General features: G+C 71.0%; 17 protein-coding genes and 1 pseudogene. 8 read left to right on the top strand and 10 right to left on the bottom strand.

All coding sequences use genetic code 11. The features are described from left to right. Positions 1-12: 12 nt before the first annotated feature. Positions 13-285, top strand: a pseudogene (locus tag ACWD4J_RS12190) (sporulation protein); the annotation flags it as partial. A gap of 208 nt (positions 286-493) precedes the next feature. Next, positions 494-949 (top strand): tellurite resistance TerB family protein, encoded by a 456-nt coding sequence (locus ACWD4J_RS12185; protein WP_451395245.1) that lies wholly within the window; start codon positions 494-496, stop codon positions 947-949. An 86-nt stretch (positions 950-1035) separates the two neighbouring features. On the opposite strand, the gene ACWD4J_RS12180 is transcribed toward ACWD4J_RS12185, so the two are convergent. Both ACWD4J_RS12180 and ACWD4J_RS12175 read right to left on the bottom strand, forming a co-directional pair. Then, entirely contained in the window at positions 1036-1968 is a 933-nt protein-coding gene (locus tag ACWD4J_RS12180; RefSeq protein WP_451395244.1) for a M56 family metallopeptidase, read from the bottom strand. 6 nt (positions 1969-1974) lie between these two features. Further along, a complete protein-coding gene (locus tag ACWD4J_RS12175; RefSeq protein WP_451395243.1) occupies positions 1975-2364 on the bottom strand; it encodes a BlaI/MecI/CopY family transcriptional regulator in 390 nt (129 codons plus the stop codon). 200 nt (positions 2365-2564) lie between these two features. On the opposite strand from ACWD4J_RS12175, the gene ACWD4J_RS12170 reads away from it, so the two are divergent. Continuing rightward, the gene (locus ACWD4J_RS12170; RefSeq protein ID WP_451395242.1) at positions 2565-2831 is read left to right on the top strand and encodes a GlsB/YeaQ/YmgE family stress response membrane protein; all 267 of its coding nucleotides are present in this window, start codon (positions 2565-2567) and stop codon (positions 2829-2831) included. A gap of 133 nt (positions 2832-2964) precedes the next feature. On the opposite strand, the gene ACWD4J_RS12165 is transcribed toward ACWD4J_RS12170, so the two are convergent. The 3 genes from ACWD4J_RS12165 to ACWD4J_RS12155 all read right to left on the bottom strand — a co-directional run bounded on the left by ACWD4J_RS12165 (position 2965) and on the right by ACWD4J_RS12155 (position 7802). Further along, positions 2965-4779, bottom strand: coding sequence for an ABC transporter ATP-binding protein (locus ACWD4J_RS12165; protein ID WP_451395241.1), 1815 nt, complete (start codon positions 4777-4779; stop codon positions 2965-2967). Between the two features lie 388 nt (positions 4780-5167). After that, positions 5168-6964 carry an acyl-CoA dehydrogenase gene (locus ACWD4J_RS12160; protein ID WP_451395240.1) on the bottom strand — a complete coding sequence of 599 codons (1797 nt, stop codon included), beginning with the start codon at positions 6962-6964 and terminating at the stop codon, positions 5168-5170. Between the two features lie 67 nt (positions 6965-7031). Continuing rightward, entirely contained in the window at positions 7032-7802 is a 771-nt protein-coding gene (locus ACWD4J_RS12155; protein WP_451395239.1) for an SDR family oxidoreductase, read from the bottom strand. 290 nt (positions 7803-8092) lie between these two features. Here ACWD4J_RS12155 and ACWD4J_RS12150 point away from each other — a divergent pair, with 290 nt between their 5' ends. Next, positions 8093-9028, top strand: a complete 936-nt coding sequence (locus tag ACWD4J_RS12150; protein WP_451395238.1) for a peptidoglycan-binding protein — start codon at positions 8093-8095, stop codon at positions 9026-9028. A 97-nt stretch (positions 9029-9125) separates the two neighbouring features. Here ACWD4J_RS12150 and ACWD4J_RS12145 read toward each other — a convergent pair whose 3' ends face one another. The 3 genes from ACWD4J_RS12145 to ACWD4J_RS12135 all read right to left on the bottom strand — a co-directional run bounded on the left by ACWD4J_RS12145 (position 9126) and on the right by ACWD4J_RS12135 (position 12178). Next, a complete protein-coding gene (locus ACWD4J_RS12145; protein WP_451395237.1) occupies positions 9126-10310 on the bottom strand; it encodes an NADH:flavin oxidoreductase in 1185 nt (394 codons plus the stop codon). 153 nt (positions 10311-10463) lie between these two features. Continuing rightward, entirely contained in the window at positions 10464-11378 is a 915-nt protein-coding gene (locus tag ACWD4J_RS12140) for an SDR family oxidoreductase (RefSeq protein ID WP_451395236.1), read from the bottom strand. Positions 11379-11401: 23 nt separating this feature from the next. Next, positions 11402-12178, bottom strand: coding sequence for an SDR family oxidoreductase (locus ACWD4J_RS12135; RefSeq protein WP_451395235.1), 777 nt, complete (start codon positions 12176-12178; stop codon positions 11402-11404). Between the two features lie 79 nt (positions 12179-12257). On the opposite strand from ACWD4J_RS12135, the gene ACWD4J_RS12130 reads away from it, so the two are divergent. Genes ACWD4J_RS12130 through ACWD4J_RS12115 form a run of 4 tightly spaced genes read left to right on the top strand, consistent with a single transcriptional unit; the run spans position 12258 to position 15713 of the window. Then, a complete protein-coding gene (locus ACWD4J_RS12130; RefSeq protein ID WP_451395234.1) occupies positions 12258-13013 on the top strand; it encodes an enoyl-CoA hydratase family protein in 756 nt (251 codons plus the stop codon). A gap of 23 nt (positions 13014-13036) precedes the next feature. Further along, positions 13037-13885, top strand: coding sequence for a CoA transferase subunit A (locus tag ACWD4J_RS12125; protein WP_451395265.1), 849 nt, complete (start codon positions 13037-13039; stop codon positions 13883-13885). Then, a complete protein-coding gene (locus ACWD4J_RS12120; RefSeq protein ID WP_451395233.1) occupies positions 13882-14652 on the top strand; it encodes a CoA-transferase subunit beta in 771 nt (256 codons plus the stop codon). Before ACWD4J_RS12125 ends, ACWD4J_RS12120 begins: the two co-directional genes overlap by 4 nt. After that, entirely contained in the window at positions 14649-15713 is a 1065-nt protein-coding gene (locus ACWD4J_RS12115; protein WP_451395232.1) for an NAD(P)H-dependent flavin oxidoreductase, read from the top strand. The genes ACWD4J_RS12120 and ACWD4J_RS12115 overlap by 4 nt, the downstream gene beginning before the upstream one ends. A 56-nt stretch (positions 15714-15769) precedes the next feature. On the opposite strand, the gene ACWD4J_RS12110 is transcribed toward ACWD4J_RS12115, so the two are convergent. Both ACWD4J_RS12110 and ACWD4J_RS12105 read right to left on the bottom strand, forming a co-directional pair. Then, a complete protein-coding gene (locus ACWD4J_RS12110; RefSeq protein ID WP_451395231.1) occupies positions 15770-16927 on the bottom strand; it encodes an acetyl-CoA C-acetyltransferase in 1158 nt (385 codons plus the stop codon). A gap of 44 nt (positions 16928-16971) precedes the next feature. Further along, positions 16972-17559 (bottom strand): TetR/AcrR family transcriptional regulator, encoded by a 588-nt coding sequence (locus ACWD4J_RS12105; protein ID WP_451395230.1) that lies wholly within the window; start codon positions 17557-17559, stop codon positions 16972-16974. Between the last annotated feature and the right edge of the window lie 15 nt (positions 17560-17574).

Below are 17574 nucleotides of genomic sequence, written 5' to 3'. Positions count from 1 at the left end.
TCCCCGGGTCTGGTCGACGGCTGGATCCGGCAGCTGGTCGAGCACCGGGCGTCGTACGGCTCTCATTCCGCGTACGGGCACGGCGCCCCGCACACCGGCGGGCACGGCCACCACGAGCACGACGGGCACCACCGCGGCGAGCACCACTCCGGCCCTGGCATGGGTACCGCAATCGCCGCGGGCGCGGCCGGACTCGCGGTCGGCGTCGTCGGCGGCATGGTCGCTGCCGAAGTCGTCGACGAGATCGGCGACTTCTTCGAAGGCGACGAGGGAGGCGAGGGCTGAGAGTCCAGGGGCGGGCCGTGAACAGGCTCAGCCGCTGAACCGCGGCGCAGGAGGTGACCGGCGCCTTCCGGCTCGCCCTGCCGGCAATCCCCCGGAAATCGCGGGAACTTATGCGCCGAGCCGCTAGTTTCTACGTTGTTGTAGAAGTTTTCGGGCTCGGGCCGCCGTCAGGGTGGGCCGGCCTTCGATCGACCGTTATGGAGTTCTCATGGCCCTGTGGGACCGCATCAAGGAGTCCGCATCGACGATGCAGACCCAGCTCGTGGCGAAGAAGAACGACCTGAAGAGCGGCGCGTTCCGCGACGCGAGCATGGCGATGTGCGCCCTCGTCGCCGCCGCCGACGGCACGGTCGACCCGTCGGAGCGGCAGCGGGTGGCCCAGCTGATCGCGACGAACGAGGTACTGCAGAACTTCCCTGCCGACGATCTGCGCCGTCGCTTCGAGGAGAACCTCGACAAGCTGACCGCCGACTTCGCCTTCGGCAAGGTCAGCGTCCTGCAGGAGATCGCCAAGGCCAAGAAGAAGCCCGCCGAGGCCCGCGCCGTCATTCAGATCGGCATCGTCATCGGGGGCGCCGACGGCGACTTCGACAAGACCGAACAGGCCGTCGTCCGCGAGGCCTGCTTCACCCTCGACCTGCCGCCGCACGAGTTCGACCTCTGATCACGCTGCGACACCGTGCCGGGCGCGCCGCTCACGGGGCCGCCCGGCACGCTGAGGCCCCCCGCCTCGCCCGCCGCCCTGCGAGCTCACAGCGGCGTCGCCGCGTGCAGGATGAGCACCATCGTCACCGCCGAGTTCGCGGAGGACAGCGCGGATACGGCGGTCCCCGCGGCGGCGCCCCAGGCGGCCAGGCCCACGGTCGTGAACACGGAAGGCCAGCTGCGCACCGGAGGCGCCTGGCAGAGCAGGGCGGCCACCCGGCGCGGCACCGGGCCCGGCGCGGCGAAGCCCGCGAGCGTCGGTGCCGGGGTGCCCTGGGAGACGAGTGCCGCCTTGCCGATCGCGCACGCCACGTCCCTGCGGCTGCCGACCGTCTGGGCCGCATCCTCGTCCGCCCACCGCTCAGCCGTGTAGGACACAGCCGTACGCAGCGGCAACAGGAACGGATTGGCGCGTGCGGACAGCTGCACGGCGAGCAGGAACCGATGATGCCGGGCGGCGAGGTGGGCGCGTTCATGGGCGAACAGGGCCCGGCGCTCGGCCGGTTCGAGGCAGGACAGCAGAGCGGTGGTCACGACCACGCGGTCGCGGCGTCCTCCGGGCAGCGCGTAGGCGTACGGCGCCTCATCGGGCAGTACCGCCACCTCCGCGCCCGGCAGGCCCGCCAGGGCCCGGTGGGCGAGGCGGCGGACCCGCCCATGCCGCCACAGCGCCCTGCCGCAGGCCAGCAGCACCACCAGCAACGCGGGAATGGCCGCCTTCCCGGCGACCTCGTCGTACGGCACCGCCTCGCGCACCTCGGGGTCCGACCAGGCGTCGGGCAACGGGTTGCCGGGCAGCTGTGCCGTCCCGACCACCATCAGCAGCGCCAGGCACACCGTGCTGCACACCGCCATCACCACGGCCACGCCGGTCAGCAGCCGCGTCGCGGTCCGCGGATGCAGCCGCTGCTCGGCAAGGCGCGCGATCGGCCATGCCGTCAACGGCAGGACCAGCGGCAGAAAGACGAAGACCCCCATGAGGCTTCAGTCTTCCCCTTCGCCCCTGGCCTGACCCAGCAGTTCCCTCAGGAGCCGCTCGTCGTCCGGTTCCAGGGAGGTGAAGAAGCTGGCAAGCACCGCTTCCCGGTCGCTCTCGGCGTCCAGTACCTTGCGCATCTTGCGGGCTGCCAGGCCCGCCTGGTCCGACGCGGGAGTCCACACGAAGGACCGTCCCACCCGCTCGCGGGTCACCGCGCCCTTGGCGTGCAACCGGGTCAGGATCGTGATCACGGTCGTGTAGGCGAGGCCGCCGCCCAGGCGTTCCTGCACCCACCCCGCGCTCGCCGGGACGTCCGCATCGCGCAACGCGGACAGCACGAGCGCCTCGAGCTCGCCCTGGCCCCGCCGCCGGGGACGTTGCCGGTGGTCCGTCACGCCCTGTCTCCCTTCCGGTCACTCCGAATTCACGGGAGTCCCATCGTATAGACGCTCCACGGCCGGTCACCGCCGGCCGCAGCCCCCATCGCCGCAACCGAACCCCCATCACAGCATCTACAGAACTGTAGAAGATACGCTGCCCGGACGGGTACTTCCATGCCCCGCCAACGGCATCGACACAAGGAGAGACGTAAGACATGGGCGTCATCGCATGGCTGGTTCTGGGGCTTCTCGCCGGGGCGATAGCCAAGGCAATCCTGCCCGGACGTGATCCGGGCGGACTCATCGGTACGACGTTCATCGGCATCGCGGGGGCCTTCCTGGGCGGCTGGCTCTCCGCGCGGTTCCTCGACCGGCCGGTGCAGCGGGAGTTCTTCGACGCCGCGACATGGGGTTCGGCCATCGTGGGCGCACTGGTGCTGCTGATCGGCTACCGCATCCTCTTCGGCAACTCCCGCGACTGAGCCGCCACGTCGCCGCGACCGCCCTCACTCAGCCATATATGGCGCGGCCGCTTCCCAGCGGCCGCGCCGCCCGCCCCACAGCGCGAGCATGGCTGCGGGCGGCGGCTCGGCCGCGCCCGCAGCGCAAGCGCGTTCAGTGCAGGTCCACCCGCGCGGGGCTGTCGTCGAGGAAGCCGCCCGACTGGTGCTGCCACAGCTTCGCGTAGGCGCCGTCCGACGCGAGCAGCTCCTGGTGCGTGCCCTGCTCGATGATCTGCCCGCGGTCGAGCACGACGAGCTGGTCCATGCCTGCCACCGTGCTCAGCCGGTGCGCCACCACGAGCGCCGTCCGCCCCTCCATGAGCCGCCACAGCGCCTCCTGGACGAGGATCTCGCTCTCGGAGTCCAGCGCGCTGGTCGCCTCGTCGAGCAGCAGGACCGGCGCGTCGCGCAGGATCGCCCTGGCGAGGGCGACCCGCTGGCGCTGGCCGCCGGACAGCTTGACACCGCGCTCGCCCACCATCGTGTCGAAGCCGTCCGGCAGCGCGTCGGCGAACTCCGTGACGTGCGCCGCCTCGGCCGCACGGCGGATCTCGGCCTCGGTGGCGTCCGGCCGGGCGAACGCGATGTTCTCCCGCAGCGTGCGGTGGAACATCGCCGGGTCCTGCGGCACGTAGGAGATCAGGCTCCGCAGGTCGGCCTGGCGCAGCCGGCTGATGTCCTGACCCCCGATCAGGATCCGGCCTGCGTCGATGTCCGTCATCCGCAGCAGCAGCCGGGTGAGCGTCGTCTTGCCGCCGCCGGACCGGCCGACGAGACCGATCTTCGTCCCGCTGGACACGGCCAGGTCGAGGCCCTCGAAAAGCGGCTTCCCGCCCCCGTGGGCGAAGGTCACCTGCTCGAAGCGGACGTCGGCGGCCCCAGGCAGCAGCGGCTCCGGGGACGCCGGGTCGACCACGGTGGGCGGTGACCTCAGCAGTTCGGTGAACTGCGCGGCCTCCGTCATCGAGCTCTCCAGACGGCGGTAGATCTGGTTGAACTCGAACATGATCCGCGTCGCGTTGGAGTAGTACGTGAAGGCGACGATGATCGCCTCCACGCTGTGCGCGCCCCCGCTGAGAGTGACCGCGAGCAGCAGGCCCAGCGCGTTGGTCAGCACGGACATCGGCGCGACCAGCGTGTCGATGCGCAGGTTGCCGTAGTCCCACGACCGCAACGTGAGCCGCCGCGACGTCGCGACACGGGACCGGTGCTCGGCGGCCTCGCGTTCCTCCGCGGCGAACGCCCGGACCGTGTCCATGTTCATCAGGCTGTCGGCGACGTGGCCCGACACCCGTGCGATCGCCTCCTCGCGCTGGTCGACGAGCTCCTGGCGGCGACGGATGAGGGGCCCCACGCACAGCGCCGTCAGCGCGATCATCGTCATGAGCCCGACGACGAGCAGCGGCTCGTAGCGCCACAGCACCACCGACCCGAACAACAGCGGCACGAGGCTGCCCACGACCTGGAACGTCAGCGTGTCGACGAACTCCTCGAAGCGGGAGGCGAAGCTCAGGACCCGCTTGGTCAGCGACCCGGCGAAGTTGTCGTGGAAGAACGCGGCGTCCTTGGCGAACAGCTCGTCCATGCCGATCACGTACAGGTTCTCGATGCCGCGGGCATCAAGGCGGTTCAGGCAGTGGAAGCCGATACGCCACAACAGCTCCGCGAGCAGCAGTACGCCGGCGAAGCCGAGGACGTAGGGCAGCGTCGCACCGATGGCCATACCCGCATCGTCGGCGATCCGGCCGACGAGCTTCGCGACGACCAGCGGTGCGATGTAGTTGATGCCGGTGGAGCCCAGCGCCGGCAGCAGCATCGCCGGCACCGTCAGCCACCGGAGCCGGGACAACTCCCGTCCGTAATATCGAAGCGCGAGGAGCACCGAGCCCTTGCCAGGCCGGCCCTCGCGCGATTCAGGCGATCCCATCACAACCCTGTGTTGTCGTGCGGCAGCCCGCCGCGTGCTTCTCCCGGGACATACCGTCGCCCTCGATGTCCGTGTGGAGCTTCGGTTCGAGTGAGTGCCCTGCTCGGGTCGTCCTCCGACAGGCGGGGCACGACGACGGAGCCCCCCGCGCAGCTCGCGGCGACGCAGGTGTGCGAGTACGGGGAGGCCAGGAATCGCAGTGTCCCGCGACGGCGTCCGCCGGGTCCAAGCGTTTTTCTCGGCCGGCGGCACTCATGCGCCCGTCGCATGAGTGCCGGCGCACCGGCCGTCGAGCACCGCGACGGGTCGGTCGTCTACGGCCTCGACCGTGCGGGGATGTGCCCGCCTTCCTGCAGGGATGGGGATGACAGGAAGGCGGGCCGGTGGATCAGAACCACTCGGGCCGGCTGTCCGCCGCGGTGCGGTCCAGACTGTCGAGGAGGTCGAACTGCGGCGCCGTCCGAGGAAGTTCCACCCGGAAGAAGTAACGGGCCGCCTGTCGCTTGCCCTCGTGGAAGTCGTCCGCGTCGTCCCCCAGCGCGAGGAACTGCTCCAGCCAGATCCAGGCCAGCACCACGTGGCCGACGGCCTCCAGGTAGACGGAGGCGTTGGCCAGGGCGGTCGCCGGATCTCCGGTCGACCAGAGCTTGACCGTGGTCCGCTCGACACGGGCCGCGGCCTGCTCCAACCGGGTGGCGAGCTCCGCCACCTCTCCGCCGACCGCCGTGGCCCGGGCGGCGGTAGCCGCGAGCGTCTCAAGGAGGAGCCGCAACCCGGCGCCGCCGTTCATGACGACCTTGCGGCCGAGCAGGTCCAGTCCCTGGATGCCGTGGGTGCCCTCGTGGATGGGGTTGAGGCGGTTGTCCCGGTAGAACTGCTCGACGTTGTACTCACGGGTGTAGCCGTAGCCGCCGTGCACCTGGATGGCGAGGTCGTTGGCGGCCAGGCACCACTGCGACGGCCAGCTCTTGGCGATGGGCGTCAGGACGTCGAGCAGCAGCCGGGCGCGGGCGCGCTCGGGCTCCTGTTCGGCAGTGCGCTCCACGTCGAGCAGGCGGCTGCAGTAGAGGCTGAGCGCGAGGGCGCCCTCCACGTAGCTCTTCTGTGCCAGCAGCATCCTGCGTACGTCGGCGTGCTCGATGATGGGGACCTGCGGGGCGCCGGCGTCCTTGCCCGTCAGCGGGCGGCCCTGCGGGCGGGTGCGGGCGTAGTCGAGCGCGTGCAGATAGCCGGTGTAGCCGAGCGCCGTGGCGCCGAGTCCGACGCCGATGCGGGCCTCGTTCATCATGTGGAACATGTACGCGAGCCCGTGGTGGGCCTCGCCGACCAGGTAGCCCACCGCGCCCGGGGCGCCGCCCGGGGTGTGCCGGCCCTCGCCGAAGTTGAGCAGGGTGTTGGTGGTGCCGCGGTAGCCCATCTTGTGGTTGAGGCCGGCCAGCACCACGTCGTTGCGCTCGCCCAGGGTGCCGTCCGGCCCGACGAGGAACTTGGGCACGATGAACAGCGAGATGCCCTTCACGCCCGCCGGACCGCCGGGGATCTTGGCCAGCACCAGGTGGACGATGTTCTCGCTGAGCTCGTGGTCGCCGCCGGAGATCCACATCTTGGTGCCGGTGATCCGGTACGTACCGTCGTCCTGCGGCACCGCCCGGGTGGTGATGTCGGCCAGCGAGGAGCCTGCCTGCGGCTCCGAGAGGCACATGGTGCCGAAGAAACGGCCCTCGATCATGGGCCGGACATAGGTGTCGACCTGCTCCTTGCTGCCGTGCGCCTGGAGCAGGTTGGCATTGCCGACGGTGAGGAACGGATAGGCGGCGGTGCCGACGTTGGCGGCCTGGAACCAGGCCATGCAGGCGTTGGTGACCACGCTGGGCAGCTGCTGCCCGCCGACCTCGTAGTCCATGGCGGCGCCGGTCAGGCCGGACTCGGCGAAGACCCGCAGGGCCTCCTTGACCTCCGGGATGATGTGCACCCGCTCGCCGTCGAAGCGGGGCTCCTCGGCGTCGTTCTTCTTGTTGTGCGGGGCGAAGTGCCGGGTCGCGATGGCCTCGCTGAGGTCCAGCACCGCGTCGAAGGTGTCCCGGTCGTGGTCGGCGTAGCGGGCGCGGCGGGTCAGGGCCGTGACATCCAGCCAGTCGTGGAGCAGGAAGTCCAGGTCGCGGCGGGAGAGCAGCAGGGAGTCCATGGGCGCGGTTCCGATCGGGGAGGGCGGCGGAGACGGGAACGGGTGCGTGGTCGTGTCCGGGGGCGGATCAGACGGTGGTGCCGATGCCGCCGTCGACGGGGATCACGGCGCCGGTGACGTACGCTCCGGCCCGGCTGGACAGGTAGACCGCCACACCGGCCATGTCGTCAGGGCGTCCGATCCGGCGCAGCGGAGCGGACTGGGCCACGGCGTCGCCGTGCGCCTCCAGGGTGGCGGCCATCATCTTGGACTCGAACGGGCCGGGCGCGATCGCGTTGACCGTGATGCCCTGCGGGCCGAGTTCCTTGGCCAGGACCCGGGTCAGGTGGTGCAGCCCGGCCTTGCTCGCCGCGTAGGGGTAGGTGCCCAGCGGGCTGACGTGCAGGCCGTCGATGGAGCCGATGTTGATCACGCGTGCCGGGTCGTCGTGGGAGCCGGCCTTGCGCAGCTGCGGCAGCAGCGCCTGGGTCAGCAGGAAGGGGCTGCGCAGGTTGAGGTCCATCACCTTGTCCCAGCCGCTGACCGGGAACTCGTCCAGGGGCGCGCCCCAGGTCGCGCCGGCGTTGTTGACCAGGATGTGCAGACCGTCCTCCCGTTCGGCGATCTCCGCGGCGAGCCGGTGGCACTCCTCCTCCCGCGACAGGTCCGCGGGCAGTGCGATGGCCTCGCCGAGCGCCGAGAGCTCGCGCACGGCCTCTTCGCAGGCCGCCGCCTTGCGGGAGCTGACGTAGACCCGGGCACCGGCTTCGACCAGACCTCGGGCGATCATCAGGCCGATACCACGGGAGCCTCCGGTGACCAGGGCGGCTTTGCCGGAGACGGAGAAGAGTGAGGTCACGGGGGACTCCAGGGGCGGTGATCGGGCAGGCGGGCGCAAACCCAACCGGATACTAAGCGGTTGCTTAGCGCACGTCAACCGGTCCGTCTTCGGCGCCGGCGGTCCGCCGACCCGGCTCACGGCGGGCGAAGAAGCACGGCGGCGGAACCACTCACGTCCCTTCCGTCATCTTGCTCAACAGCCGTAGGCGTGAAGGCGATCGGGCAGCGCTCTCCTTGATCGCTGTTCTTGATCGCTGTTCTTGATCGACCTGCGGACCCTGTGAGAACACCAAGCCCTGGAGGCAGCAGTTGACCACCAAGACAGGACCCCAGCGTTTCCCGGGCGCGAGCCGTGCCAACTGGTACCAGGACGACTTCGGCGGCGACGCGATGGAGGTCAATGTCGTCGTTCTGCACACCACCGAAAGCCGCACCCTGCCCGGCTACGACGGTGGCTCCATGGCCCCGAACCTCACAGCGGTGCCCGACCTGGGTGCCAAGAAACTGAAGTGGTACCAGCACTTCGACATCGAGACCTCGTCCAGAGCGCTGGTCAACCTGCCAGGCGGCGTCGAGACGAACACCCTCAACGTGTGCCAGATAGAGATGGTCGGCACCTGCGACCCCAAGACGCACGCGAAATGGCAGGCCGCCGGCCAGGACCACATCTACTGGCCGGACGCCCCCGACTGGGCGCTGCAAGGCATAGCACGGTTCCTCGCGTGGATGCATGAGGAGCACGGCGTTCCGCTGTCCGGCCCGAAGCAGTGGCCGCCGTACCCGGCGTCGTACGGGAACGCCGACGGCCAGCGGATGACCGGCGCCGAGTGGACGGCGTTCAAGGGCGTGTGCGGGCACATGCACGTGCCCGAGAACGAACACGGCGACCCGGGAGCGATCGACTTCTCCAGGATCGTCAAGTACGCCAAGGCCGAACTGGATCTCGGGGACGACGCCCCGCAGGACCCCACACCCTCGACACCGTCCAAGCCGTCCACGCCGTCTGTCCCCGCCTTCCCCGGCCGCAAGTACTTCCAGGACGGGGCCTCGAACAAGTACGTCCTCCAGCTCGGAAAGCAGCTGGTGAAGCGGGGCTTCGGCGACCACTACAAGGTGGGCCCGAGCAGCACATGGGGCGACGCCGACCGGCTGAACGTGCGGGACTTCCAGAAGTCCCGCACGGAGCTGCGCGGCGACGCCGACGGTCACCCGGGCCCGCTGACCTGGCGCCTGCTGTTCTCCTGAGACAGAGGGTCTCCTGAGACAGGGGGTCTCCTGAGACAGGGGGCGCCGAGCCCCCGTCGGAGTCACAGCCCGACGGGGGCTCAGTCGGCCACAGCCCTCAGGTCGCCAGTGGGCAATGGGTGCCGGTGTAGATGGTGGGCATGCAGCGGTTGCAGTGGATGCACTGCGAGGTGGTGTCCCGGTCGCGGGCGATCCGCGCGATCAGGTCCGGTTCGCGCAGCAGCGCCCGTCCCATGGCGACGAACTCGAAGCCCTCCGCCATGGCCTGATCCATCGTCTCCCGTCTGGTGATGCCGCCCAGCAGGATCAGTGGCAGGTCCAGCGCCTCGCGGAACCGCCGGGCCGACTCCAGCAGGTACGCCTCCTCGTACGGATAGCTGCGCAGGAACCGCTTGCCCACCAGCCGGATGCCCAGCCGCTGGGGCCAAGGGAAGTTCGCCGCGAACTCCTTGACCGGCGCATCGCCGCGGAAGAGGTACATCGCGTTCAGCAGGGAGCTGCCCACGGTGAGCTCCAGCGCGTCGACCGAGCCGTCGTCCTGGAGCCAGCGGGCGACCTGGAGGCTCTCGTCGATCCCGAAGCCACCCGGGACACCGTCCTCCATGTTGAGCTTGGCGGTGATCGCGATCCGGTCGCCGACCTCGTCGCGGACGGCCCGCGCGACGCCGCGGGCGACCTTGGCGCGGTTGGCGAGGCTCCCGCCGTAGCCGTCCTTGCGGCGGTTGAGCAGCGGGCTGAGGAAGGCGCTGGACAGGTAGTTGTGGCCGAAGTGGAGCTCCACGGCGTCGAATCCGGACTCGATCGCGAGGCGTGCCGCGTCGGCGTGGGCCCGGGTGACGCGGGCGATGTCCGCCTCGGTCGCCGGCTTCGTCACGCGCATGCTGATCCCGTTGAACAGGCGGCCCGGCGCCAGCGCCGGCAGTCCGTTGGACTTGGCGTCGGCGACCGGCCCTGCGTGCCCGATCTGGGCGGAGACGGCCGCGCCCTCGGCGTGGATCGCGTCGGTCAGCCGCCGCAGCCCCGGCACCGCCTCGGGCCGCATCCAGATCTGACGGCGTTCGGTACGCCCCTCCGGCGCCACGGCGCAGTAGGCGACGGTCGTCATGCCGACGCCTCCGGCGGCCGGGCGCCGGTGGTAATCGATGAGCTCGTCGGTGACGAGGGCGTCCGGCGTCACGCCCTCGAAGGTGGCCGCCTTGATGATCCGGTTGCGCAGGGTGAGGGGGCCCAGGCGGGCCGGTGCCAGCACGTCGGGGACGAGCGGAGCTGCAGAGTCGCTCATGGAACCTCCCGCTGTCGGGTCGGGTGTACGTGGTGTCGAGCCGGCGGTACGTGATGTCACGTCAGGAGCAGCAGGACGTGTCGAGTCCGAGGTGCGCGGTGCCACTGCAGGCGCCGCAGGCACCTATGGCGGGCTCGGCAGGGCCGACGGCTCCTACCGCGCCCCGTACACCGGCTGCGGCGGCTCGGACTCGGCGAGCAGCTTCAGGGCCGTATCGCCCGCCTCCGCCGGGGTCCAGCGGGCGCCCTTGTCCACGGTGGGGCCCGGCCGCCAGCCCTCCATGACGGTGATCCGCCCGCCCTCGGCCTCGAAGACCCGGCCGGTCACCCCGGCCGAGGCCGCGGAGCCCAGCCAGACGACGAGCGGGGAGACGTTCTCCGGAGCCATGGCGTCGAAGCCGCCGCCCTCGGGCACGGCCATGGTCTCGGCGAAGGTCTGCTCGGTCATCCGGGTCCGGGCGGACGGGGCGATCGCGTTGACCTGGACGCCGTAGCGGCCCATCTCGGCTGCGGCGACGAGGGTCAGGCCGACGATCCCGGCCTTGGCGGCGGAGTAGTTGCCCTGGCCGACGCTGCCGAGCAGCCCTGCCCCGGAGCTGGTGTTGACGACCCGGGCCTCCGGCCTCCGGCCGGCCTTCGCCTCGGCGCGCCAGTGCGCTGCTGCGTGCTTCAGCGGCAGGAAGTGGCCCTTGAGGTGGACGCGCATGACGGCGTCCCAGTCGTCCTCGTCGAGGTTGACGAGCATGCGGTCGCGCAGAAATCCGGCGTTGTTGACGAGGGTGTCGAGGCGGCCGAAGGTGTCCAGCGCGGTGGCGATGAGGGAGGCCGCGCCCTCGGCGGTGGCGATGTCGCCGCCGTGGGCGACGGCCTCGCCGCCGGACGACCGGATCTCGTCGACGACCTTTTGCGCGGGCCCGGCGTTCCCTCCGCTGCCGTCGAGTCCGACGCCCAGGTCGTTGACGACGACCCGCGCGCCCTCGGCGGCGAAGGCGAGGGCGTGCGCGCGCCCGAGCCCGCGACCCGCCCCGGTGACGACGGCGACGCGTCCGGTGCAGATTCCGGTGGTCATGGGTGTGTGCCCTTCCTTTGGCGTCAGTTGTTGACGGTGGCGGCGTCGAGGAACGCCGGGCGCTCCCCGCCTCCGTGGACGTGGAGGCTCGCGCCGCTGATGTACGAGGCCCGGTCGGAGGCCAGGAAGACGCAGGCGTCGCCCACCTCGGCGGGGTCGGCGAGCCGGCCGAGCGGCACGGTGCTGCCGATGGCAGCGATGCCGTCCTCGTCGCCGTAGTGCAGATGGGACAGTTCGGTGCGGACCATGCCGAGGACGAGCGTGTTGACCCGCACCTTCGGCGCCCATTCCACGGCCATGGAGCGGGCGAGGTGCTCCAGGCCCGCCTTCGCGGCTCCGTACGCCGCGCTGCCCGGTGACGGACGGGCCCCGCTCACGCTGCCGATCATCACGATGGACCCGCCCGCGCTCTGCCGGCGCATCACCTCGTACGCGGCGAGCGAGGCGGTCAGCGGCGCGAGAAGGTTCAGCTCGACGACGCGGGCGTGCCGCTCGGCTGCGCCGTCGCCGAGCATCCGGAAGGGAGTCCCTCCGGCGTTGTTGACCAGGGTGTCCAGCCGCCCGTACTCGCTGTGCACCCGGGCGAAGAGCCCGCCGACCGCCTCCGTGTCGCGCAGGTCGACGGGGAGGAAACGGGCCACGCGCCCCGCCGCCTCGACAGGCTTGTCCGGGGGCCGTCGAGCGCAGGTCACGACCTGCGCGCCGGCTTCGAGCAGGGATCGGGTGATGCCGGCGCCGACGCCCCGTGTGCCGCCGGTGACGACGGCGACGGAGCCGGACAGATCTATGATCGCTGCCACTTCGCACCTCCCGCAGCGCGTTGTCCGCTGCTACCTTGCGACCTAACAAATGTTTGGTGGAAAGGTAGCTGATCCGCTCATGGGTGTCTCCACCTCCGCCCCGGAAGAGGGCATCGCGGTCGTCACGGTCGACTTCCCACCGGTCAACGCCCTCCCCGTACAGGGCTGGTACGACCTGGCCGCCGCCGTGCGCGCAGCGGGGGCCGACCCGAAGGTGCGCTGCGTGGTGCTCGCCGCCGCGGGTCGCGGCTTCAACGCCGGCGTCGACATCAAGGAGATGCAGCGCACGGACGGGCACGGCGTCCTCATCGGCGCCAACCGAGGCTGTTTCGAGGCGTTCGCCGCCGTCTACGACTGCGAGGTCCCGGTGGTCGCGGCCGTGCAGGGCTTCTGCCTGGGCGGCGGCATCGGCCTGGTCGGCAACGCCGACGCGATCGTCGCGAGCGACGATGCGACGTTCGGCCTGCCGGAGCTGGACCGGGGCGCGCTCGGCGCGGCCACCCATCTGGCCCGACTGGTCCCCCAGCACCTGATGCGCACTCTGTACTACACCTCGCGCACCGTCACCGCCGAGGAGCTGCATCGGCACGGCTCGGTGTGGGGGGTCGTCCCGCGCGAGCAACTGATCGACGCGGCGCTTGAGTTGGCTCGCGAGATCGCCGCCAAGGACAGCTACCTCATCCGTCTCGCCAAGGCCGCGATCAACGGAATCGACCCGGTGGACGTCCGCCGCAGCTACCGCTTCGAGCAGGGCTTCACGTTCGAGGCGGGCCTCAGCGGGGTCGCCGACCGTGTGCGCGACACCTTCGGCAAGGAGAAGGAGCGGCAGTCGTGAGCAGGAACAGCGGGGGCAAGACGATGACCGCCGACGAGGTGGTCGGCCGCCTCGAGAGCGGCATGACGATCGGCATCGGCGGCTGGGGCTCGCGGCGCAAGCCGATGGCACTGGTGCGCGCACTGCTGCGCTCGCACGTCACCGACCTGACCGTCGTCTCCTACGGCGGCCCCGACGTCGGGCTGCTCGCCACGGCAGGGAAGATTCGCAGGCTGGTCGCGGCCTTCGCCACCCTCGACTCCATCCCTCTCGAGCCGCACTTCCAAGCCGCCCGGCAGCGCGGCGCGTTCGAGATGACGGAGCTGGACGAGGCCATGTTCATGTGGGGCCTGACCGCCGCCGCCCACCGGCTGCCCTTTATGCCGATCCGGGCCGGCCTCGGCTCGGATGTGATGAGCGTCAACCCGTCCCTGCGCACGGTCACGTCCCCGTACGAGGACGGCGAGGAGCTGGTCGCGGTCCCCGCCTTGCGGCTGGACGCGGCACTCGTGCACCTCAACCGGGCCGATGCGCACGGCAACGGCCAGTACCTGGGCCCCGACCCGTACTTCGACGACCTGTTCTGCGAGGCTGCCGACGCCGCGTACGTGTCCTGCGAGCGGATCGTGGACACCGCGGACCTGCTGAAGGACTCCGGACCTCAGTCGCTGCTGGTGAAGCGCGCGTTCGTGACCGGCGTCGTGGAGACCCCGAACGGCGCGCACTTCACCTCCTGTGTCCCCGACCACGACCGCGACGAGGCCTTCCAACGCGCGTATGCCCAGGCGGCCCGCGACCCCGAGGCCTGGCGAGCCTTCACCGGGCGGTTCCTGTCCGGCGACGAGGACGCGTACCAGGCCGCCGTGACGGCGTTCCACGAGGAGGAAGCGTGAGCAGGGGGACAACGACGGCGACGCGGGCCGAGTACTGCGTGGTGGCGTGCGCCGAGGCCTGGCGGGACGCAGGCGAGGTGCTGGCCAGCCCCATGGGCACCGTCCCCACGATCGGGGCCCGGCTGGCGAAGCTCACCTTCTCGCCCGACCTGCTGCTGACCGACGGCGAGGCGCTGCTGATCGGCGACGTGCCCGCGGTGGGCACGAAGTCCCAGGTGGTGGAGGGGTGGCTGCCGTACCGCCAGCACCTGGCGATGGTGGCCACCGGGCGACGGCACGTGATGATGGGGGCCAGCCAGCTCGACCGTCACGGCAACCAGAACATCTCCTGCATCGGCGACTGGGCCCGGCCCAGGCGGCAACTCCTCGGGGTGCGCGGCGCACCCGTCAACACCCTCAACAACCCCGCGAGTTACTGGGTGCCGCGGCACTCGACGCGGGTCTTCGTCGAGAAGGTCGACATGGTGTCGGGTGTGGGGTACGACCGAGCCGCCGCGGCCGGCCCCTCCGCCAGCCGCTACCACCGCATCCCGGACGTCATCAGCGACCTCGGCGTCCTCGACTTCGAGACCCCGGACCGGACGATGCGGCTGCGCTCGCTCCACCCCGGTGTCACGGTCGAGCAGGTCGTCGAGGCCACCGGCTTCGCGCTCACGATCCCCGACGAGGTGCCGTACACCCGCGAGCCGACGCCCGAGGAACTGCGGCTGATCCGCGAGGTGATCGACCCGGACGGGCTGCGCGACCGCGAGGTGCCGGCGCCATGAGCGACGTCACCATCGCCACCCCGCTCACCGAACTGGTGGGCGTGCGCCACCCCATCGTCCAGACGGGCATGGGCTGGGTGGCGGGCCCCCGTCTCGTCTCCGCCGTCGCGGCCGCCGGGGCGCTGGGGATCCTCGCCTCCGCCACCATGACCGTCGAGCAGCTCCGCTCCGCCGTACGGGAGGTGAAGTCCCGTACGGACGCGCCCTTCGGGGTCAACCTGCGGGCGGACGCCGGGGACGCCGCGGAGCGCGTACGGATCATCGTCGACGAGGGCGTGAAGGTCGCGTCGTTCGCGCTCGCGCCCTCCCGGGAGCTGATCGGGCGCCTCAAGGACGCGGGTGTCGTCGTCATCCCGTCCATCGGCGCCAGGCGGCACGCGGAGAAGGTCGCCGCGTGGGGCGCCGACGCCGTGGTGGTGCAGGGCGGGGAGGGCGGCGGGCACACGGGGAACGTGGCCACCACCGTGCTGCTCCCCCAGGTCGTGGACGCCGTGGAAATCCCGGTCGTCGCGGCGGGCGGGTTCCACGACGGGCGCGGCCTGGTAGCCGCGCTGGCCTACGGCGCCGCGGGGATCGCCATGGGCACCCGCTTCCTGCTCACCTCCGACAGCACCGTCCCGGACGCGGTCAAAACGAAGTACCTGGGCGCGGCGGTGGGGGACGTCACGGTCACCACCAAGGTGGACGGGCTCCCGCACCGGATGCTGCGCACCGAGCTGGTCGACGCGCTGGAGCACTCGGGCCGGGCAGCCGCGCTGCTGCGGGCCGTCCGCCATGCAGCGGCCTTCAAGCGCGAGACCGGCATGAGCTGGGCACGAATGGTCCGCGACGGGCTGGCCATGAAGCACGGCAAGGAGCTGACCTGGAGTCAGGTCCTGCTGGCCGCCAACACCCCGATGCTGCTCAAGGCCGCGATGGTCGACGGCCGCACCGACCTCGGCGTGATGGCCTCCGGCCAGGTCGCGGGACTCATCGACGATCTGCCGTCGTGCACGGAGCTCGTCGACCGGATCATGGCCGAGGCGCACGTTGTGCTCCGGAACCTGCCCCTCAACGGCTGACGGTCCGTGCCCGCCCGCGGTCAGCCAGCAAGCCGGCCGCGGACGGATGCCGTGTCTCAGAGGCGCTCGATGATCGTGACGTTGGCCTGGCCGCCGCCCTCGCACATCGTCTGCAGGCCGTACCGCCCGCCCGTGCGCTCCAGTTCGTGCAGCAGCGTGATCATGAGCTTGGCGCCGGTGGCGCCCAGGGGGTGGCCGAGGGCGATGGCGCCGCCGTTGACGTTGACCTTCTCCGGGTCGGCGCCGGTCTCCTTGAGCCACGCCAGCACCACGGACGCGAACGCCTCGTTGATTTCGACGAGATCGATCTCGTCGAGCGTCATCCCGGACTTCTTCAGTGCGTACGCGGTCGCCGGGATCGGCGCGGACAGCATCCGGATCGGGTCCTCGCCGCGCACCGAGAGGTGGTGGATCCGGGCCCGCGGAGTCAGCCCGTGCTCCCGTACGGCGCGTTCGCTCGCGAGCAGCATGGCGGAGGCGCCGTCGGAGACCTGCGAGGAGAGGGCGGCCGTCAGCCGGCCGCCGTCCATCAGCGGTTTGAGGCCGGCCATCTTCTCCAGGGTGGTGTCGCGGCGCGGGCCCTCGTCGGTCGTCACATCCCCGTACGCGACGAGCTCCCGGTCGAAGCGGCCCTCGTCGATGGCGCGGATCGCGCGCTGGTGGGAGCGCAGCGCGTACTCCTCCATGTCACGGCGGGATATGTCCCACTTCTCGGCGATGAGCTCGGCGCCGTGGAACTGGTTGACCGCCCGGTCGCCGTAGCGGGCCCGCCATCCCTCGGAGCCTGCGTACGGGCCCTCGGTCAGCCCGAGCGGTTCGGCGGCCTGACGGCTGGCGTAGGCGATCGGGATCATCGACATGTTCTGCACGCCGCCCGCGACCACCAGGTCCTGGGTGCCGGACATCACTCCCTGGGCAGCGAAGTGCACGGCCTGCTGCGACGAGCCGCACTGCCGGTCCACGGTGGTGCCCGGCACCTCCTCGGGCAGCCCGGCGGCCAGCCAGCAGGTGCGGGCGATGTCGCCGGCCTGCGGGCCGACGGTGTCCAGGCAGCCGAAGACGACGTCCTCGACGGCCGCCGGGTCGGCGCCCGAACGCTCCATCAGCGCCTTCAGCACATGGGCGCCGAGGTCGGCCGGGTGCACGGCGGCGAGGCCGCCGTTCCGCCTGCCGACCGGGGTGCGTACCGCTTCGACGATGTATGCCTCGGCCATGGCCACTCCTTCTCGATGTCTCCAGTGTCATGCGCGAAGAGCTGTCATTCGCGGAGCGCGATGCCCTCCAGCACCATCGACAGGTACTGGCGGGCGATCTCCTCCGGGCTGTGCTGTCCGCCCGGCCGGTACCAGGACGCGGCGACCCACACGGTGTCGCGCACGAAGCGGTACGTGAGGCGGATGTCCAGGTCTGCGCGGAAGATCTTGGCGGTCACGCCGCGCTCGAGGGTCCCCAGCCACGCCTTCTCGAACTTCACCTGCGACTCGGCGAGATAGCCGAAGCGCGGCTGGGTCTGGAGGTGCTTGGACTCCTTCTGGTAGATGGCGACCGCGGCGCGATGCCTGTCGATCTCCCGGAAGGACTCGGTGACGAGGGCCTCGATGGTCTCCCTGGGGCCGAGCCCGGCGGCGAGCACGGTGTCGTACCGGCCCCACAGCTCGTCCAGGAAGGTGGAGAGGATCTCGTCGAGCATCGACTCCTTGGAGTCGAAGTGGTAATAGAGACTGCCCGCGAGCATCCCCGCCGCGTCCGCGATCTTGCGGACGGTGGTGGCGTTGTACCCCTGTGCGGCGAACACCTCGGCCGCCGTGGCCAGGAGTTCCTCGCGCCGCTCGGGTGACGGGCTCATCGCGGTCTTCTTACT

It is taken from the genome of Streptomyces sp. NPDC002577, assembly GCF_053594815.1.
This window is presented reverse-complemented; position numbering and strand designations above follow the sequence as displayed.

What these genes read in the sequence shown, in the direction of transcription:
- ACWD4J_RS12185 (WP_451395245.1), top strand. Translation starts at nt 494, where the DNA reads ATGGCCCTGTGGGACCGCATCAAGGAGTCCGCATCGACGATGCAGACC.
- ACWD4J_RS12180 (WP_451395244.1), bottom strand. Translation starts at nt 1,968, where the DNA reads ATGGGGGTCTTCGTCTTTCTGCCGCTGGTCCTGCCGTTGACGGCATGG.
- ACWD4J_RS12170 (WP_451395242.1), top strand. Translation starts at nt 2,565, where the DNA reads ATGGGCGTCATCGCATGGCTGGTTCTGGGGCTTCTCGCCGGGGCGATA.
- ACWD4J_RS12165 (WP_451395241.1), bottom strand. Translation starts at nt 4,779, where the DNA reads ATGGGATCGCCTGAATCGCGCGAGGGCCGGCCTGGCAAGGGCTCGGTG.
- ACWD4J_RS12160 (WP_451395240.1), bottom strand. Translation starts at nt 6,964, where the DNA reads ATGGACTCCCTGCTGCTCTCCCGCCGCGACCTGGACTTCCTGCTCCAC.
- ACWD4J_RS12145 (WP_451395237.1), bottom strand. Translation starts at nt 10,310, where the DNA reads ATGAGCGACTCTGCAGCTCCGCTCGTCCCCGACGTGCTGGCACCGGCC.
- ACWD4J_RS12140 (WP_451395236.1), bottom strand. Translation starts at nt 11,378, where the DNA reads ATGACCACCGGAATCTGCACCGGACGCGTCGCCGTCGTCACCGGGGCG.
- ACWD4J_RS12130 (WP_451395234.1), top strand. Translation starts at nt 12,258, where the DNA reads ATGGGTGTCTCCACCTCCGCCCCGGAAGAGGGCATCGCGGTCGTCACG.
- ACWD4J_RS12125 (WP_451395265.1), top strand. Translation starts at nt 13,037, where the DNA reads ATGACCGCCGACGAGGTGGTCGGCCGCCTCGAGAGCGGCATGACGATC.
- ACWD4J_RS12115 (WP_451395232.1), top strand. Translation starts at nt 14,649, where the DNA reads ATGAGCGACGTCACCATCGCCACCCCGCTCACCGAACTGGTGGGCGTG.
- ACWD4J_RS12110 (WP_451395231.1), bottom strand. Translation starts at nt 16,927, where the DNA reads ATGGCCGAGGCATACATCGTCGAAGCGGTACGCACCCCGGTCGGCAGG.
- ACWD4J_RS12105 (WP_451395230.1), bottom strand. Translation starts at nt 17,559, where the DNA reads ATGAGCCCGTCACCCGAGCGGCGCGAGGAACTCCTGGCCACGGCGGCC.